18 protein-coding genes and 1 tRNA gene are annotated in these 16,543 nt (G+C 59.7%); 6 read left to right on the forward strand and 13 right to left on the reverse strand.

Annotated features, from left to right (window positions below):
• Positions 1-96: 96 nt before the first annotated feature.
• The 4 genes from ACODTO_RS17840 to ACODTO_RS17855 form a co-directional block, all read right to left on the reverse strand.
• The gene (locus ACODTO_RS17840) at positions 97-1,053 is read right to left on the reverse strand and encodes a 2-hydroxyacid dehydrogenase (protein WP_489106815.1); all 957 of its coding nucleotides are present in this window, start codon (positions 1,051-1,053) and stop codon (positions 97-99) included.
• Between the two features lie 82 nt (positions 1,054-1,135).
• Complete coding sequence (locus ACODTO_RS17845) at positions 1,136-1,894, reverse strand: SDR family oxidoreductase (protein WP_175386324.1); 759 nt, start codon at positions 1,892-1,894, stop codon at positions 1,136-1,138.
• A gap of 41 nt (positions 1,895-1,935) precedes the next feature.
• Positions 1,936-2,628: a fumarylacetoacetate hydrolase family protein gene (locus ACODTO_RS17850; RefSeq protein WP_175386322.1), complete on the reverse strand. Its 693-nt coding sequence runs from the start codon at positions 2,626-2,628 to the stop codon at positions 1,936-1,938.
• Positions 2,629-2,720: 92 nt separating this feature from the next.
• Positions 2,721-4,073 (reverse strand): MFS transporter, encoded by a 1,353-nt coding sequence (locus tag ACODTO_RS17855; RefSeq protein ID WP_489106816.1) that lies wholly within the window; start codon positions 4,071-4,073, stop codon positions 2,721-2,723.
• Between the two features lie 403 nt (positions 4,074-4,476).
• On the opposite strand from ACODTO_RS17855, the gene ACODTO_RS17860 reads away from it, so the two are divergent.
• Positions 4,477-5,409 carry a helix-turn-helix transcriptional regulator gene (locus ACODTO_RS17860; RefSeq protein ID WP_139649464.1) on the forward strand — a complete coding sequence of 311 codons (933 nt, stop codon included), beginning with the start codon at positions 4,477-4,479 and terminating at the stop codon, positions 5,407-5,409.
• Positions 5,410-5,428: 19 nt separating this feature from the next.
• Here ACODTO_RS17860 and ACODTO_RS17865 read toward each other — a convergent pair whose 3' ends face one another.
• Positions 5,429-6,283, reverse strand: coding sequence for an alpha/beta hydrolase family protein (locus tag ACODTO_RS17865; protein WP_241801757.1), 855 nt, complete (start codon positions 6,281-6,283; stop codon positions 5,429-5,431).
• An 88-nt stretch (positions 6,284-6,371) separates the two neighbouring features.
• Positions 6,372-7,169 carry a crotonase/enoyl-CoA hydratase family protein gene (locus ACODTO_RS17870; protein WP_175386321.1) on the reverse strand — a complete coding sequence of 266 codons (798 nt, stop codon included), beginning with the start codon at positions 7,167-7,169 and terminating at the stop codon, positions 6,372-6,374.
• Between the two features lie 171 nt (positions 7,170-7,340).
• On the opposite strand from ACODTO_RS17870, the gene ACODTO_RS17875 reads away from it, so the two are divergent.
• Positions 7,341-7,895: a TetR/AcrR family transcriptional regulator gene (locus ACODTO_RS17875; RefSeq protein ID WP_489106817.1), complete on the forward strand. Its 555-nt coding sequence runs from the start codon at positions 7,341-7,343 to the stop codon at positions 7,893-7,895.
• A 17-nt stretch (positions 7,896-7,912) separates the two neighbouring features.
• Here the strand turns inward: ACODTO_RS17875 and ACODTO_RS17880 are convergent, their stop codons facing one another.
• Positions 7,913-8,521 (reverse strand): TetR/AcrR family transcriptional regulator, encoded by a 609-nt coding sequence (locus ACODTO_RS17880; RefSeq protein WP_489106818.1) that lies wholly within the window; start codon positions 8,519-8,521, stop codon positions 7,913-7,915.
• Positions 8,522-8,622: 101 nt separating this feature from the next.
• Between ACODTO_RS17880 and ACODTO_RS17885 the strand changes: the two genes are divergently transcribed.
• The gene (locus tag ACODTO_RS17885) at positions 8,623-9,018 is read left to right on the forward strand and encodes a cupin domain-containing protein (protein ID WP_489106819.1); all 396 of its coding nucleotides are present in this window, start codon (positions 8,623-8,625) and stop codon (positions 9,016-9,018) included.
• Between the two features lie 117 nt (positions 9,019-9,135).
• Here the strand turns inward: ACODTO_RS17885 and ACODTO_RS17890 are convergent, their stop codons facing one another.
• The 4 genes from ACODTO_RS17890 to ACODTO_RS17905 all read right to left on the reverse strand — a co-directional run bounded on the left by ACODTO_RS17890 (position 9,136) and on the right by ACODTO_RS17905 (position 12,435).
• Positions 9,136-9,636, reverse strand: a complete 501-nt coding sequence (locus ACODTO_RS17890; protein WP_489106820.1) for a nuclear transport factor 2 family protein — start codon at positions 9,634-9,636, stop codon at positions 9,136-9,138.
• 154 nt (positions 9,637-9,790) lie between these two features.
• Complete coding sequence (locus tag ACODTO_RS17895; protein ID WP_489106821.1) at positions 9,791-10,324, reverse strand: DUF2059 domain-containing protein; 534 nt, start codon at positions 10,322-10,324, stop codon at positions 9,791-9,793.
• 26 nt (positions 10,325-10,350) lie between these two features.
• Complete coding sequence (locus tag ACODTO_RS17900; RefSeq protein WP_489106822.1) at positions 10,351-11,568, reverse strand: SMP-30/gluconolactonase/LRE family protein; 1,218 nt, start codon at positions 11,566-11,568, stop codon at positions 10,351-10,353.
• 48 nt (positions 11,569-11,616) lie between these two features.
• Positions 11,617-12,435 (reverse strand): type 1 glutamine amidotransferase domain-containing protein, encoded by an 819-nt coding sequence (locus ACODTO_RS17905; protein ID WP_489106823.1) that lies wholly within the window; start codon positions 12,433-12,435, stop codon positions 11,617-11,619.
• 99 nt (positions 12,436-12,534) lie between these two features.
• Here ACODTO_RS17905 and ACODTO_RS17910 point away from each other — a divergent pair, with 99 nt between their 5' ends.
• Positions 12,535-13,446: a LysR family transcriptional regulator gene (locus tag ACODTO_RS17910; RefSeq protein WP_489106824.1), complete on the forward strand. Its 912-nt coding sequence runs from the start codon at positions 12,535-12,537 to the stop codon at positions 13,444-13,446.
• Between the two features lie 125 nt (positions 13,447-13,571).
• On the opposite strand, the gene ACODTO_RS17915 is transcribed toward ACODTO_RS17910, so the two are convergent.
• Complete coding sequence (locus ACODTO_RS17915; protein ID WP_489106825.1) at positions 13,572-14,504, reverse strand: LysR family transcriptional regulator; 933 nt, start codon at positions 14,502-14,504, stop codon at positions 13,572-13,574.
• Positions 14,505-14,635: 131 nt separating this feature from the next.
• On the opposite strand from ACODTO_RS17915, the gene ACODTO_RS17920 reads away from it, so the two are divergent.
• The gene (locus ACODTO_RS17920; RefSeq protein WP_489106826.1) at positions 14,636-15,424 is read left to right on the forward strand and encodes an SDR family NAD(P)-dependent oxidoreductase; all 789 of its coding nucleotides are present in this window, start codon (positions 14,636-14,638) and stop codon (positions 15,422-15,424) included.
• Positions 15,425-15,506: 82 nt separating this feature from the next.
• Positions 15,507-16,229 carry an SDR family oxidoreductase gene (locus tag ACODTO_RS17925; protein WP_489106827.1) on the forward strand — a complete coding sequence of 241 codons (723 nt, stop codon included), beginning with the start codon at positions 15,507-15,509 and terminating at the stop codon, positions 16,227-16,229.
• A gap of 100 nt (positions 16,230-16,329) precedes the next feature.
• Here the strand turns inward: ACODTO_RS17925 and ACODTO_RS17930 are convergent.
• Positions 16,330-16,419: transfer RNA gene (locus ACODTO_RS17930), tRNA-Ser, on the reverse strand.
• Positions 16,420-16,543 lie beyond the last annotated feature (124 nt).

Consider the following 16,543-nt stretch of genomic DNA (forward strand, 5'->3'; position numbering starts at 1 on the left):
GCTCGCGATGGCGGCGACACAGCCAACATCGCCGCAAGCTGACACGCCGCTATCGCGAGCAGGCTCGCTCCCACAGAGAGCCAGGTCGCCAATGCCTCAACCGGTGACACAGCCCTGCGGCACTTTCCCGGCAAAACTGTCCACCAGGCTCGCCACCACCATTTCCCCCATTCGCGTGCGGGTCTGCCGGGTTGCGCTGGCGCGGTGGGGTTGCAGGACCACCTGCTCGTTGCCAAACAAGGCGTCGGGAACATTCGGTTCATCGACGAACACATCCAGCCCCGCCCCCGCAATGTCACCAGCGGCCAGCGCCGCCACCAGATCGGCTTCGTTGACCAGCTTGCCCCGGGCCACGTTGATCAGGTAACCGCCCTTGCCCAGGGCACGCAGTACGTGAGCATCGATGATGGCTTCGGCCTGGTCGGCGGCGGCGGCCAGGATCAAGGCATCGCTGGCGCTGGCCAGTTGCTTGAGATCGGCGATGAAAGTGTGAGCCACATCGTTCATCGGCTGCAGGTCGGTGTAGCTGATCGTGCAACCGAACGCCGCCAGTCGTGTTGCCACGGCCCGGCCGACGCGCCCCATGCCGACGATGCCGACGCGCATGCCGGACACTTGACGGGCCAGCGGCAACGGCGCCAACGGCGTCGCGCTGTGGGGCCATTGGCCCGAACGCACGTAGCGATCGCCGGTGCACAGGCCACGACACACGGCAATCAATAGGCCGACGGCCAGATCGGCAACGTCTTCGGTCAGTGCACCGATGGTGGCGGTCACGCGGATCCCGCGATCCCGGGCGTAGGCCAGGTCCACCGCATCGGTGCCCACACCGTTGACCGCCACCACTTCCAATTTAGGCAGCTGTGCCATGAGCGCCTGGCTGATGCCGGTATGTCCGCCGGTGATCACACCGCGAATGTGAGCGCCGTGTTCCTGCAGATAGGCCTGTTTGTCGGCCTGTTCAAAATAGCGCCTGACCGTAAACAACTCATTGAGCCGGGTGTTGATTTCAGGAATCAGGATCGGACTGAGTTGCAGGACTTCTGGTTTCATGTGGACCTCGTGGAGCGAAAGAGTAGATCGATTCAAGCGTATTGCTGCCCGCTTACGGCGTAGCGAATGCCTGTGTTCAGGCTCAACCGCGACCGGCAAAAGGCATGGCCGTGGCCATGACGGTCATGTTCAGGACGTTGGCCGACAACGGCAGGCCAGCGATGTAGCGCACTGCGTCGGCCACATGCTTGACGTCCACCATCGGCTCTACCGCGATGCTGCCGTTGGCCTGGCGCACCCCCTTGGTCATGCGCACCGACATCTCCGTCAGGGCATTGCCGATGTCGATCTGGCTGCAGGCGATGTTGAATTCCCGGCCGTCCAGGGCCAGGGATTTGGTCAGCCCCAACACCGCATGCTTGCTGGCGGTGTAGGCGCTGCTGAGCGGCCGCGGGGTATGAGCGGAGATCGAACCGTTATTGATGATGCGCCCGCCCTGCGGCTGTTGTCGGCGCATCAGCCCGAAGGCCCCACGGGCACACAGGAAAACCCCGTTGAGGTTGGTGTCGATCACGTTGCGCCATTGCTCGAACGTCAATTCATCCAACGGTACGGCCGGAGCGTTGACCCCGGCGTTGTTGAACACGACGTCCAGGCGTCCGAATGTCACGGTGATGGTTGCAAACAGCGCCTCGACGCTGGCCTGATCGCGCACATCGGTGGGCACCGCCAACGCTTCCCGCCCCTCGCTGGCGGCCAGCTCGACCAATGCCTGCAAAGGCTCGGGACGGCGTCCAGCCAATACCAAGGTGTACCCGTCTTCCATCAGGCCCAGGGCCACGGCGCGGCCGATGCCACTGCCGGCGCCGGTAACCAGGGCCACTTTCAATGGGTTGGACATACTGTCATTTCCTTTTCAAATCCATAGGACACGTACCGCGCTCAAGGTCGCTGGCCGACCCGCATTTCCAGTTGGCCGATGCCGTCGATGCCGGCGCTGATGAGGTCGCCGGGGCGCAGCTCGTCGACGCCTGCCGGGCTGCCGGTCATGATCAGATCCCCAGCCCTGAGCGCCACCGATTGCGAGATTCGGCTGATCACTTCACTGACCGACCAGATCTGGCTGCCAAGGCTGTCGCGCTGACGCTCCTGGCCGTTCACGCTCAGCCACAAGTCACCCTCGGGATGCCCCGCCTTCGCGACCGGCACGATGGCGGTCATCGGCGCAGCACCGTCGAACACCTTGGCGCCCTCCCACGGCAAACCGTCGCGTTTGGCCTGGCGCTGGACATCACGGCGCGTCAGGTCAAGACCGGTGGCGTAGCCCCACACATAAGCCAACGCCTGGCTCTCGGGAATATTCGCGCCGCCCTCGCCAATGGCCACCACCAATTCGATTTCATGGACAAACTCTTCGGTCACCGACGGAAACGGTACTTCACCGACCGCATCCATCACGCAGCTGGCAGGCTTCATGAAGAACACCGGTGGCTGGCGGTTCTGCCCCTGGGCATCGGGCCATGGGTAATTGCGACCGACACAAAACACCCGGCCGACGGGAAAACGCTGTGGGGTGCCGACAACCGGCAGAGTCACTGGCAGGTCTGGAGTAAAGACATACTCGGTCATGTTCATCCTGGTAAAAGTCCTTGTAGAAACGTCAGCGTACGGCGGCAGTCTTTGGCAAAGTTGGACAAAAACCGCCTCGTCTTGGAGAAAAACAGGTTTCAGGCCCGGGTCTTGAGTTCTATGCGATACAACCGCCCAAGCAGAAACGAGTAGGACAAGGTGCCCACCAGCGCCACGCCGCCAATGAACCAGAAGGCCAAGGCAAACGAGCCGGTCTTGTGGACAATCGCACCGATCACGATAGGGGTGACGATGCCGCCGATGTTGGCGGCCAGGCTGGTGATCCCTCCGGTAAGCCCGATGAGCTCCTTGGGCGCGACCTCCGACACCGCAGCCCAAGAAGACGAAGCAATGCCCTGGGCGAAGAAGGCGATGGTCAGGATGGCAATGCAGATGACGTTCGAGTCGGTGAAATTCACCAGGACAATAGACATGCCCAGCATCGAACCCACCACCAGTGGCAACTTGCGGGCAAAGGACAGCGAATAGCCACGGCGAATCAGCAGGTCGGAAATAATCCCGGCGAGCAGAATACCCACCGTCGCCCCCACGAACGGCAGCACGGCGAAGATCCCGGCCTTGATCATGGTCAGTTGACGCTCTTCGATCAGGTACGTCGGGAACCAGGTGAGGAAGAAGTACAGCGCCGAAGTGCTGGCGAACTTGCCGATGCAGATCGCCCAGACCTGCCGATAGCTGAACAGCTCGGCGATCTGCCGCCAGTTGAAGCGGGTACGCTCCTGGCTGCTCTTGACCAGCCCTCCCCCGGCCTCGATGTATTTCAGCTCTTCCTTGCTGACTTTCTTGCAGTTCATGGGATCGCGGTACAGGTACAACCAGAGCACACCGAACACAATGCCCAATGCGCCGGTGCTGTAGAACACATGCCGCCAGTCGTAGGTGGTTGCCAGCCAGAGCAGCGCACCGGTAAACAACGCCGTGCCCAGGTACTGGCCGCAGACGTAGATGCTGCTCGCCAGGCCCCGCTCCCGCGCCGGAAACCAGACCGTGACCGCCCGGCTATTGGCCGGAAACGCCGGCGCTTCCATCGCACCAACCGCCAGGCGCAGACCAAACAGCGAAGCGAATCCGGTGGCAAGCCCCTGGCAAACGGTGACTGTCGACCAACTGATCAACGACACCCCGTAAGTGAACCGCGAACCGAAGCGATCAGCGATGAACCCGGCGGGCACCAATGCGATGGCATAGGTCCAGGCAAAGGCGGAAAAGATCAGGCCCATTTCGATCTTGTCCAGGCCCAGGTCCTTGGCCAGGAATGGGGCCGCAATCGAGATGTTCACCCGATCGATGTAGTTGATGATCGTCGCAATCAACAGCAACGACAGCATGAACCAACGTCGACGGGACGGCCGCCGGGCCGGCACGGCGGCGTCCAGGGCGCTGGCCGCCAGTGGCGGAGCGGTGGTCTGGGAGGTGTGGGAATTCGACATGGGTGACCCTTCATTATTGTTAGACGAATCGAAGTACTTGCCAGCAGCACACCTTGATTGGCCTTGGTAGCCAGGGGCTGCATGGCCGCCAATGTGGTCGTACAACCATGTGAAATCAATTGAAGCGTTAGATCGTTTTTTTCCAGGAAAACGGCGATTGATGAGGCTGTCCAAAAAAATCGGCGCTGAAAAATGTGCGAAAATTTTCTAAAAATTTATGTAACCTTCTGTTTTAAAAGAAAAATATATATAGCCGACGCTTATCGTGTCTTGGACAAGCCCCGTCCTCCTTTGAGCCGATAAATTCCATGCAGACCCGATGTCATCGTATGACTTGTTGAAATGCAGCGGATGACACCCCCACAATCACAACGACCAAACCGCTGTCGAGGATCACCTGGAGATGTCATCACCGAGCCAAGTCCCCACCTATTTCATGCAGCAACGCTGCGAATTGACGGACTTCTACATCCGCGACAAGAAGGGCCGGCGCGCCGAAACCAGCCCCCATCGCCACGAGTACTTCCAGATCCAGATCAACCTCGGCGGCGACACCGTGCAGCACATCGGTCATGTCGAGCGTCCGTTCCCGCGAAACACCCTGGCGTTCATCCTGCCCCATCGCGTGCATGTGATTCCGCACCCGGCGGACAGCAATTTCATGGTGATCAACTTTTCCCAGACCTTCCTGCTGCCCCATCTGCAGTGCGACCCGATGGATCTGGAAGAAGTCTCGATTCTGCTGGCACCCGAGTTATCGCCATTCCGTTTCCAGGAGCACCTGGATTTCATTCTGGGCCAAGAGGATTTCGCCAAAGTCTGCGGACTGATCGAGCAGATGCGTGTCCTGGACAGGAACCGCCAGTTCGGCACCCGAGAGGTCCTCAAGGGGTTGTTGCTGCAACTGATCGGCAGCGTCTGCGCCTTATATGCCGAGCCGCTCAAGCAGTTGGCCGAAGAGAACGCAGCCGAAATCAGCCGACGCGATGCATTGGGCAGGATGTCCGAATACCTGCGCAGGAATATTGCCGACCCCGACCTCAACCTGATCAAGGTAGCCGCTGCAACCTACCTGTCGCCGACCTACCTGACCCACTGGCTGCGCAAGGAAATCGGCAAGACATTTACCGAGCTGGTGCTCGAGCGCAGGATGCACGCGGCGCGCAACTACCTGCTCAATGGCACCCGCCCGGTGGGCGAAGTGGCGAGGCTGTGCGGGTTCGCCGACGAAGCTTATTTTTCACGACGTTTCCGCCAGATCCATGGGCTGCCGCCCGGACAGTTCAGGCGCACGCAACTGGATCCGGACCGGCCGCAGTTGGCGTTGAATACGTGACCCTACCGAGGGCATCGGTTCAACCCACGGCCCGCTTCTGGGTCACGAGCCAATCGAGCACTTCATCCCAGAGCGGCTCTGCCGACGGCCGGAAATATCCCATGTGGCCGATCGGCTGCTTTTTCGTCTCGGGGTGGAGATCACGTACCCGAAACGGAGCATTGCGATAACCCTTGATAAAGGCGTCCCGCGAGGCAGGCGGCGCCCAAGGATCATCCACCGCATTGGCGAACACGCAGGGGGTACGCACCTGCGCGTAAAGCGCGGCGACATCCGCCATCGAAGGGTCGTCGAAGAAGTAATGGGGATAGACACACCAGCGCCGCCAGTCCTTATAGACCCCGAGCGGCAGGTCGTCGCCCATGCCCAGCATGCTCCAGGCCATGTAGCCCTTGTACGCCACGATCAGCGGCAAGACGCACCGCCACAGCAAGCGAACCTTGAACGCCTCCAGCCTGGGCATCCACCCGGCCCACCCGGCGCCGGTACCGAAGCAATAGGCCGCCGTGAGCTTGTGGTGATTGGGCAGCAATCCCAATGCATGCCCTCCAAAGGAGTGACCGACCCAGTACAGCGGGCTGTGGCCATCGTCCATGTACTCAACGGCCGCTGCCAGGTCACGCAGCCCCCAGTCCAGGTAGGTCATTTCAAAACCTTTCAAGGAATCCGGCCCGGAGGCCCCGACGCCTCGATAGTCAATCGTCAGGACGTTGAAACCTTGAGAACTGACACCCTCGGCGAAACGGCGGTAGAACCGCTGTTGCACGCCGGTCGCGCCAGCCATGATGAGATTGCCCTTCAATGGCCCCCGGGCCGAATAACGGGTGGCGGCCAGCCGATAACCATCGTCGGCCACCAACGTCACTTGCTCGATCACGGCCAGATCCGTTCTGGATGTACAGGGTAAATTGCGCGCCCCCAATGGCGCCTGGTGCTGCTGCATCGTTTGCTCTGCCCTTGAATTAACGGCCTTTGAACACCGGTTCACGCTTTTGCATCATTGCCATGACGCCTTCACGCACGTCTTCGCTCTTGATCAGTGTGAATAGCAGCTCGTTGAGCTTGGAGAGCGCCGCGTCGTCACCCTCGTCACGGGCCTGGAAGGCCGATTGCAAGGTGGCCTTGATTGCCAGAGGCGCCGCCCTGGCAATGCGTTCGGCGTATTCGATGGCGCGGGCCAGTGCCTGGCCGGGCTCCACCACTTCCGTCAGCAGGCGCATGCGCAAGGCAGCGTCAGCATTGAATTCCTCGCCAGTCAGCATGTAACGCATGGCGTTGGTCCAACCGGCAGCCTGGGTGAAACGCACGGTGGAGCCGCCGGACGGTGAAATACCGCGCAGCACTTCCAGGTGAGCGAAACGCGCGTCACTGGCGGCAATCGCAATATCGGCGTTGAGCAGCAGCTCGATGCCGGCCGTCCAGCAAGTGCCTTGCACCGCAACAACCAGCGGTTTGCTGCGCCGTGGCTTCGATACGCCCCATGGGTCGATGCCTTCATCCGGGTATTTGAAAGCCCCCGAAGCCAGCTTCGGTGTCAGCTCCATCAGATCGAGGCCGGCAGTGAAATGCTCGCCGTGAGCAAATATGACAGCGCAGCGTATCTCACTGTCGCGCTCGTATTCGCCCAAAGCCAAAGCAAGGTCGGTCAACATCGCGCTGTCGAACGCATTGCGCTTGCCGGCCCGATCCAGGCCGATGAGGAACAGATGTCCGCGCCGCTCCCGGGTAACACGACCCGGGCCGCTGTTTGCTTCGCTCATGGAAAACTCTCCTGGCTTCATGAGGGTGAGCCTGAACAATCAGGCTTGCCTTCGTTACTTACCGAACGTTCGGTTTTTCAAAACTAAACAAACATTCGGTAACCGTCAAATTGAGAGCCCCAGGCTTATGACGTAGAATCAATTTGCATGATTGATGGCAGGAGTAACCCCGTGCGCCCACCGAAAATCCCACGCGACGAGCTTCTGCTGCGCTGTGCCAATACCTTCAAGCGTCTCGGCTACCACGGCACCACTATGGATGAGCTGTCGTCCGCCTGCGGTCTGACCAAGGCGTCCTTCTACCACCACTACCCCAACAAGGAAGCGCTGTTACGGGATGTGCTGGACTGGACACATGAAGGCTTGAAACAGTCGCTATTCAGCATTGCCTTCGATGAGGACCTGTCTGCGCAGGAACGCCTCACCCGCATGGGGCGCAAGGCCAAGCGGCTTTTCCAGGACGATTCGATTGGTTGCCTGATGGGTGTCATCGCGGTCGATGCCACGTATGGAAAGGTGGAGCTCATGGCGCCAATCCGACGCTTCCTGGATGACTGGACCGCGGCGTTTACTGAGCTCTATCGCGCGGCCTATAGCCAGGCCGAAGCACAGAGCCTGGCGCGACAATTGGTGGCCGATTTCGAGGGCGCGATCCTGTTGGCCCGGATCTATGGTGATCCGAGTTATATCGATGCCGTGACCGAGCGCGGTTTACGCCAGCTGTAGCTCGCCAGGGTCAGCGCTTAGAGTTCCCGTTCGAAGCTTAGCTTCAGTTCTTGCCAGATAAGCTCCAGCGGTGTCGAGCTCCGTGCGGCTCGGCACAGGGCCACCGAGCCCTCGATGGAAGCAATCGCCAATAATGCCAGGCTGTGGGCACGCACCTCAGCCACGCCCGCCAATTGCAGTGCCTTGGCGACGATCTCTCGCCATTGCCCGAAAATGGCTTCGGCTTGATCCAAGAGCTGTTGCTGAATCTGGAGTTCCAGTTCAGGTGCAGACTCGCCGCGCTGTTCGGACACGTACTGCTCAACCGACACGGCCAATACCGCACAGCCAGCCTGGAAAGCCGACTCTTCGAGGGTCTTGCGCCATTGCCCAACGAATAGCTCCATGCCTTTCACCGGACCATATTTGCCCAGCAGCAGTGTCAGCGGCTCGCTGACCTCACGACCGGCATAGTCGACCGCGGCTTCAAGCAACTGACGCTTACCACCAGGAAAATGATGAGCGATGGATCCGCGCGGTGTCTGGGAGTGCCGAACCACCTCACGCATGCTCGTCGCAGTCATGCCTTTGCGGCGCAAGAGATCCGCCGCCCCCTCAATCATTCGGTCACGCGTGGAAGAACTCATAAAAAACTATGTCATCCGTCATATTGTGGTGTAGCCTCGATCTCGACTATGCCATCTGTCATAGACGCTATCCAACCCTTTCGGTACGAGGTACAAGAAAAATGACAACTCGCCCCACCCTGCCCAATCCCGTCGACTCCGTAGCCCTCGCATCGCTGGACACTCCCGACGGCTGGCTCGAATACCCATTGGGGAAGGATGTGATCGAAGGCAACCCTGACACCCGGATGAAGCTTCTACGGACTGTCGGTGTGAAAACCCCATACAAAGCCGTGGCGTTTTTCACTTCGCAACCTTCGACATTCGACTGGCGCTTCGACAACGATGAAGCCTTCGTGCTGATCGAAGGCCGCATCGCCATTACCCTGGACACCGGCGAACGCTTCGAGATGAAGGCCGGTGATGCGGTGTCTGTTCCGGCAGGTCATACCGGCGTGTGTGAAGTGTTGGAGTTCAGCCGCAAGTTCACGGTGGTGACCAGCGGCAGCGTGGAGTGATCAACCCGCCGCCTCCCAGTCGATCTTGCAACGGCTCGTGATTCAACGAGCCGTTTTCACGCGCGGCCCAGATCGCATTCCACAGGCTGGGCCATTGGGCCCGTCAGCGGCGCCATGCTAGCGAGCAGGTTGCACGCGTAGCATGAGATCGTTCAGCACATAGGTATCCAGGAACGCCTTGACCTCAACGACCTGCCCTTCCTTGAACGTCATGTGCCATAGGTATGTATTGTCATAGGATTTGCGATCCCGAGCGATGGCCTTCCCTTTCCAGAGCACGACCACCACATCGCCCTCGGCAATAATGCTCTGGACAATGGGAGCAATGGGCGTCGCCAGCCGAGCGCTGATGGGGCGTACAGCCCGCTCCATCAACTCCGCCTTGCTGTTGTACACCGCTGAAACCGGGCTGGATCCCGCAACGGTCCATTTGGCATCAGGCGCCAGCAGATCGAACACCGTGCCTTTGCCTTGTTGCCAGTTCGTGAATGCCTGGCGTACCAAGTGTGTATTGGCACGCTGGAGCGATGTCGACGCAGCCGAAACAGTACTGATCGACAGTACCAGGCACAGTGCAACCATCTGGAGACGCAACGCCAAACTCATCCATGGGCCCATGATGTTCTCCTGCTGTGGATGGATCTCAGGAGAACCTTAACGGTACGCGCCCGGAAGCTTTTGCTCGATGCTGCTGCGAACTTGCCCGATGCTATTTGGCAAACTCGAAGGGAGCCCAAGATGAGCACGTCCCGATCGAGTTCCACTTCGCCGCCTATTGCTGAGCGTATTTGGACAAGGTCGCCTTAAGCGCGTCGGAAGCGAGCGAAACCAGGATGGGTTGGGCATTGGCTTGCATGTAGCGACCAATTCCGGCTTGCCGCTCTTTCACTTCTGGCGCATATCGTGAAGCGCGACCTTGCGAAACGAGCGATGACAACTCTTCCTCGGAGAAGGACTTCTCATAAGCCCTGGCTAGTTTCTCATCCCATTTGGGCTGGTATTGCGGCAGCAGCGCATTGATCTCGTCGGATAACGCGCTGTTCGCACTGGCGTTTCCAAGCTTATCGGCGATCGTCGCGTAGGTCGACGTGCTCTTCGCCGTCAGCAGCGCAAGGGAGGAGAGCTTCTTGCCCAGCCCGGCCTGGGCGACGAGTACACGAGCCTCGTTAAGCGAAGCTGCGTCAGCTTGAACGGTGGTCGAGCAGGCGATGAACAACGTCAATGCGACAACTGTCGATGAGATCCTTTTCATTTTTTCCGTTTCCAATCGAGAAGCAATGGGTTTCAGGATAGTTTCATCCCTCAAGCCATGCCACCGGGAGATACCACGTATCACTTGGCACTGGAACGCTCGCCTTTGAGCAGCAAGCGCCATAGCTCGTAACGCTCCTCGCCGGGCGAGACCGCCCCAGCGAAGTGCTGGCTCAGGTTGCTCGCGGTGAATACCAGGGCGCCGTCGGGTGCGATTGCCGGTGTATCCGGCCAGTGCACCCCTTCGTCGGAAGCGATCAGCGCCATCTTCTTCGTAGTGGGGTCGTACTGGACGATGCCGTTATGGGTGACATCGGTGATATAGAGCCTGCCATTTGCGCCGGTGACGATGCCGTCCGTGTTGCCGCCCACATCGCCAAGATCGCGAACGGCGGCTGCCAACGTTGCCGCGCTGGCACGTGGATCACGTAACCCACGGGTGGCGATCGCGTGGGCGTGTTTGCCCGTGGTCACCGTCCAATACAGGGTGCGCCCGTCGGGAGATAAGGCAATGCCATTGATGCCCAGCAATAGCGGCTTGCCGGGCCAGACTTCCATGCCGTGTGAAACCACTTTCACGCCCGGCTCCACCTGCGGGCCGGGGTGATTGTCCAGCACGCGGCGCGCCTGGCCCGAGGCGTAATCCACCACGATCAGGCCGACCTGGTTGGCTGGCGCGCTGCGCCGGCCACTGTCGGAGATGTAGGCAACCTTGCGCCGCTCGTCGACCACGATGTCGTTGAGGAAGCTGCCCTTGCGGTCAGCTACCGCGTCCAGCCCAATGCGCTTGACCAACCGGCCGCTCTTCAGGTCGTACACCATGACCTTCTGCGCCCCTTCCGGCGCCTCGTTCTCACCGGCGACAAAGCCCTGGTCCAGTGCCCATAACCAGCCATTGCGATGGTCGATGTAGAACCCCAGCACATTGCGCAGGTGTTGGTCCGGCACACCTGCCACGGCATTACTCTCGACGGAGGGGAAAGCCGTCAAGCGTGCCGGCCCGGAGGCCGCACTCGTGTCCAGGATACTCAGCGTTGCGGGTGCGGCGGCGGACACCAGGCGCGGCGTGCTGACGAAGGCCCGGCCCTGGGGATCGAAATGGATACCCGCGATCGGCGCATTGACCGATTGGGCATAGGCCACGAGGGTTCCATCGCCCTGGGGCTGGGCCCAGGTGACGCCCGTGTAGCTGCGCCAGCGTTCGAGCGATGAGCTGCTGGCCGGCTGGGCCGCCATGGCGGAGGTGATACCTGCGGCCGCCAGCACGATGGCGGTCAAGGTGGAGAGGTAACGGTTCATTGTGGACCTGCAACTGAGAAGTGGAAACGAAAGGAAACGCCGACTTTGTCAGAGGATCGAGGAGAATTTGCCGAGCAACAGGTCACGCATCGCTGCACCCACGCCAGCCGCGGACTGTGGGTTCTGCCCGGTGACGAGGCGTCCGTCCACCACCACCTTGGCCGTCCACTCCGGCGCAGGATGGTGTTTTGCGCCCCGCTGCATCAGTGTGCTGGCGAGCAGGAACGGCACCACACGGTCGAGTTGGACCGCGCGCTCTTCATCGTCGGTGAAGGCACTGACGTTCTTGCCGGAAACGAGATAGGTACCATCGGAGAGTGTGACGTTGACCAATGCGGCCGGGCCGTGGCACACCGCGCCGACCAGGCCGCCGGCTTCGTAGATCGCACGTGTTACGCGCGGTACGTCGGGGCTCTTGGGAAAGTCCCACATCGCACCATGGCCACCGGCGAAGAAGATCGCCGAATACTTCGAGGGATCGGCGTCCCCCAGGCGCTGCGTATGACCCACGGCCTCGCGGAATTGCGGGTTGTTCCAGTAGCGGGCATTGATCGGGTCGTTGAGTTCCAGCCCATCCACTGGCGGCTCACCGCCCTGGATCGACGCGAACTCCACCTGGAGGCCTGCTTCCTCCAGCTCCGCCAACGGGTGCGTGACTTCCCCCAGGTAATAGCCGGTAGGCTGGCCAGTGTCACCCTTGGTGCCATGGCTGGTCAGGACGAACAGCACAGGTTTGATATCGGAACGGAGCGTCGTGGTTTTCATGGTGTCGGTACCTTCTTGGAGAGGAGTATCAGGGGCTTTCCCATGGGCGAATGCGGCGATGGCAAACAACAAAAGCGCTGGCAATGCATGCGTCGGTTTCATGGGCGCCTCTTGGCCTGTGGTCGTGTACCGAACTGTATTGATCACACCAGGAGAGATAAACTATCCAAAAAGACATTCATTTATTCCCAAGGCGACAAGATGAGCCGTCGATTCGATTACCTGGATGACGTCGAAGCCTTTTTGGCTGTGGCTGAGAACGGTTCCTTCACGACGGGGGCCGTGGTTCTGTCGACCACTCCCTCGGTCCTGAGCCGCGCCGTCATGCGCCTGGAGGCGCGGCTCGGCAACCAGCTTTTGCGCCGGACGACGCGCCGGGTCAGCCTGACCGAGGCGGGCCGGCTTTATTTGGAGCAGGCACGCGTGGCCTTCACGCTGCTCGACGACGCTGAGCGCGAAATCCAGGGGCAAGAGGGTGAACTGAAAGGACGCGTGCGGTTGAGTGTGCCAACCACGTATGGCCATTACCGCTTGCCACCGTTGCTGGCACGCTTCGCTCGGCAGTATCCAGGCGTCCAGGTCGAATTGAGCATCACGAACCGGAATGTGGATCTGGTGGCCGAGGGTTTCGATCTGGCGATTCGTCTCGGGCACTTCCCCGACAGCGGGCTGGTGGCGCGCAAACTGGAAGACGCGACCCTATGCCTGGTCGCCTCACCCCGCTACCTGGAGCACGCCGGCACACCGCAGACACTGGAAGACCTGCGAAATCATGTCTGCCTACCGTTCGTCATGCCCAGCACCGGCCGCATCGCGCCGTGGGTGTTCAAGGAGGGTGAGAACGACATTGATTGGCTGCCTACATCCACCATCGAAGTCTCCGACGATGTGCTCGGCGTGGTGTCCCTGGCCGACCAGGGTATGGGGATCTGTCAAAGCTACGACTTCATCGTTCGTGACTCTGTCGAAAGGGGCCGATTGGTTGAACTGTTGCCGCAGTTACGCGGCCGCACCCGCCCTTTCTCGGTCATCTACGTGCCGCATCGGCGCCAGTCGGCGGCAGCGCGTGCATTGATCGACGTGCTGACTGCTCAACCCAGCCAACCTCACTGAAGTGAACTACGTTCACTAATTTTATTCCGTTCTCCCGCCTTATAGTTTGAATGCATCTGCCGGACACGTCTTCTGCCGTTCGCATCCGTATAAGGCGCTCTGCAGCGATGCGCTGCAGCGACCTTTCATTGCGTTTTTCCCGGATCGTTGGCTGCATAAAAGCGTAGCGAAGGACTCACACGCTCCACCAGGAAATCAATGAACACCCGTACCCTTGGTGGCATATAGCGCTGATTGCTGAATATGGCGTGAATCTCTTCCTTGTCGCCTGGGTTGAATTCACTGAGCACTTCTTCCAGACGACCCGCACGAAGATCTTCGGCCACATGAAACATGCCCAAACGGCTGATACCCATGCCCGCGATCGTTAGTTGGCGCATGGTTTCACCGTTGTTGGTGAGCATGCCGCCGTCCACAGGAAGGTGAATAACCTGACCTTCTACCCGGAAGGGCCATTCATCCAATGATCGACGGAAGTTGAAATTCAAACAGCGATGCTGGTTCAACTCTCCTGGTGTTTTCGGACGACCAAACGCGACCAGGTAATTGGGCGACGCCACCACTGCACGCCGGCTTTCACCGAGGCTGCGGGCACGGAACGAGGCGTCAGCCAAGGGGCCCATGCGTACCGCCACATCGATGCGTTCGCGGTGCATGTCGACCATCGCGTCGGTCAGCGACAGGTCGAGAACAATCTGCGGATAACGAGCGCTGAACTCGGCAAGAATCGGCAAAATCTGATGCGTTCCGAAGGGTAAGGACACATTCACCCGCACCACACCATGGGGCACTTCCAAACCCTGGGCCAGGGACTGCTCGGCCTCTTCAATGTCATCCAGAATCCGCACACAACTGTCGTAGAACTGCTTGCCCTCGGCGGTGATCAGCATCTGTCGCGTGGAACGCTGAATCAATAATACGCCGAGGCGCTCTTCAATCCGGGTAATCAACTTGCTCACCGCCGAGGGCGTGAGGTTGAGCAGCTTCGCCGCATTGGAAAAACTGCCTGTCTCAACCACTTTGGCAAACACCTGCATTTCGCCGCTTCGACTGTCCATGACCTGCTCACTTGTGAATTATTATCACCAATCCTATTCCATTACCCTTAATTATCAAGATCCACGAGCCGCCTCATACTTTGCCTTACCTGCCCATCAGGGCATTCATTGAACAACGCGTGAGGAAAATCATGGATCTCAAACTCAACGGTAAACTTGCCCTGGTCAGCGCTTCGACTTCAGGTATCGGCCACGCGATTGCCACGCAGCTTTTGCAAGAGGGTGCCAACGTCATCGTCAATGGCCGTAATAGCGAAGTCGTCGGCACCGTTGTGGCCGCTTTCAATCAGCGCTTCGGTGCGGGTCGAGCCATGCCGCTGGTGGCCGACATGAGCGTGGCTGGCGGCGAGCTGGTGGCAAAGAACGCTTACCCGGACATCGACATTCTGGTGAATAACTTGGGGACTTATCAGTTGAGCGACTTCTTCGCCACCATTGATGCCGACTGGCAACAGATGTTCGACACCAACGTGTGGAGTGGCGTGCGCCTGGCGCGGACGTACATGAAGGCAATGCTTGAGCGTGGTCACGGACGAGTCATTTTCCTCTCCAGTGAGGTGGCCCTGACGCCAATGGCCTCCATGGCCCATTACAGCGCGAGCAAGGCCACGCAACTGTCCATCTCCCGCAGCCTGGCAGAGCTGACCAAGGGCACCGCGGTAACCGTTAATTCGGTGCTGCCTGGCCCGACGGAAACTGAAAGTCTGAAGGCGTTTATCGAGTCGGTTAATCCAGACCTTTCCTATGCGCAGGCAGAGCAGAAATTCATGGAGGAGAACCGTCCTTCGTCGTTGATCCACAGGCTGGCCAAACCTGCAGAAGTGGCCAACGTGGTGACGTTCCTGGCCAGCGAACAGGCCGCGTTGATCAACGGTGCCGCGATTCGTGCCGAAGGTGGCACGGTACAAACCATCGCCTGAATAGTGCGGGCCGGCCTGGCACCGGCCCGCCGCACCAACCATTCGAACATCAGCTGAAGCGTTTCCCCATGGAGGATTGTCGATGACTACTCGTACTTTTCTTATCACTGGCGCCAGCAAGGGCATTGGTCGGGCACTGGCCGAACACCTGGGCGCGGAGGGTCACCGGGTGGTGGGAATTGCCCGCAGTGGCGACACCGAGGACTTTCCCGGTCACTTGGTGCAGTTGGACCTGGCCGACCGGGAAAGCACCGCGATGACCTTGCGGCGCTTGACCGAAGAGTACGTTTTCGATGGTTTGGTCAACAACGTCGGGCTGGTCAAGCCCCAGGCCTTGGGTAGCGTCGATCTGAGCGATTACGACGCAGTGATGGACCTCAACCTGCGCCCCGCCCTCCAGGCCACCCAGGCGCTGTTGCCGCAGATGAAGGCCAATGGCTGGGGGCGGATCGTCAATGTTTCCAGCCTGACCATTCTCGGTGTAGCCCAGCGTACTGCCTATGCTGCCGCCAAGGCCGCACTGGTGAGTTTTACCCGCACTTGGGCCCTGGAGTTGGCGCGCACCGGCGTCACCGTGAACGCCATCGCTCCCGGGCCGACGGAAACCGAACTGTTCCGCGCCAACAATCCACCGGGGAGTGTCGGGGAAGCAACCTATCTGGCCGGCATCCCCATGGGCCGTTTGGGCCAGCCCCAGGAAATTGCCGCGACCATGGCATTTCTGTTGTCGGAGCACAGCGGGTTTATTACCGGGCAGACCCTGTTTGTCGATGGCGGCGCATCGATTGGTAAGTCTGGGTTTTGACCAGTTGGTTTCCAGGTAGGGAACAAAGCCTGGCAGGAGTTTTTTACTGAAACGCAGATACGAAAAAGCCCTGAATAATCAGGGCTTTTTCGTATAAATGTGGCGGTGAAGGAGAGATTCGAACTCTCGATACAGTTTCCTGTATACACACTTTCCAGGCGTGCTCCTTAAGCCACTCGGACACTTCACCGTGTCTCGGCAAACTGTTCAGTCTGTCGAGGCGCGCTAATGTAGTCGAAAGCCTTTCCGATGGCAAAGGTTTTTTTCAGAATTTTCATGCGGTTAAGGTGTTCCGGCATTTCAAACGCGACGGA

Source organism: Pseudomonas sp. FG13 (assembly GCF_057809755.1).

What these genes read in the sequence shown, in the direction of transcription:
- ACODTO_RS17890 (WP_489106820.1), bottom strand. Translation starts at nt 9,636, where the DNA reads ATGGGCCCATGGATGAGTTTGGCGTTGCGTCTCCAGATGGTTGCACTG.
- ACODTO_RS17855 (WP_489106816.1), bottom strand. Translation starts at nt 4,073, where the DNA reads ATGTCGAATTCCCACACCTCCCAGACCACCGCTCCGCCACTGGCGGCC.
- ACODTO_RS17885 (WP_489106819.1), top strand. Translation starts at nt 8,623, where the DNA reads ATGACAACTCGCCCCACCCTGCCCAATCCCGTCGACTCCGTAGCCCTC.
- ACODTO_RS17915 (WP_489106825.1), bottom strand. Translation starts at nt 14,504, where the DNA reads ATGGACAGTCGAAGCGGCGAAATGCAGGTGTTTGCCAAAGTGGTTGAG.
- ACODTO_RS17850 (WP_175386322.1), bottom strand. Translation starts at nt 2,628, where the DNA reads ATGAACATGACCGAGTATGTCTTTACTCCAGACCTGCCAGTGACTCTG.
- ACODTO_RS17905 (WP_489106823.1), bottom strand. Translation starts at nt 12,435, where the DNA reads ATGAAACCGACGCATGCATTGCCAGCGCTTTTGTTGTTTGCCATCGCC.
- ACODTO_RS17845 (WP_175386324.1), bottom strand. Translation starts at nt 1,894, where the DNA reads ATGTCCAACCCATTGAAAGTGGCCCTGGTTACCGGCGCCGGCAGTGGC.
- ACODTO_RS17860 (WP_139649464.1), top strand. Translation starts at nt 4,477, where the DNA reads ATGTCATCACCGAGCCAAGTCCCCACCTATTTCATGCAGCAACGCTGC.
- ACODTO_RS17910 (WP_489106824.1), top strand. Translation starts at nt 12,535, where the DNA reads ATGAGCCGTCGATTCGATTACCTGGATGACGTCGAAGCCTTTTTGGCT.
- ACODTO_RS17880 (WP_489106818.1), bottom strand. Translation starts at nt 8,521, where the DNA reads ATGAGTTCTTCCACGCGTGACCGAATGATTGAGGGGGCGGCGGATCTC.
- ACODTO_RS17900 (WP_489106822.1), bottom strand. Translation starts at nt 11,568, where the DNA reads ATGAACCGTTACCTCTCCACCTTGACCGCCATCGTGCTGGCGGCCGCA.
- ACODTO_RS17920 (WP_489106826.1), top strand. Translation starts at nt 14,636, where the DNA reads ATGGATCTCAAACTCAACGGTAAACTTGCCCTGGTCAGCGCTTCGACT.
- ACODTO_RS17840 (WP_489106815.1), bottom strand. Translation starts at nt 1,053, where the DNA reads ATGAAACCAGAAGTCCTGCAACTCAGTCCGATCCTGATTCCTGAAATC.
- ACODTO_RS17925 (WP_489106827.1), top strand. Translation starts at nt 15,507, where the DNA reads ATGACTACTCGTACTTTTCTTATCACTGGCGCCAGCAAGGGCATTGGT.
- ACODTO_RS17870 (WP_175386321.1), bottom strand. Translation starts at nt 7,169, where the DNA reads ATGAGCGAAGCAAACAGCGGCCCGGGTCGTGTTACCCGGGAGCGGCGC.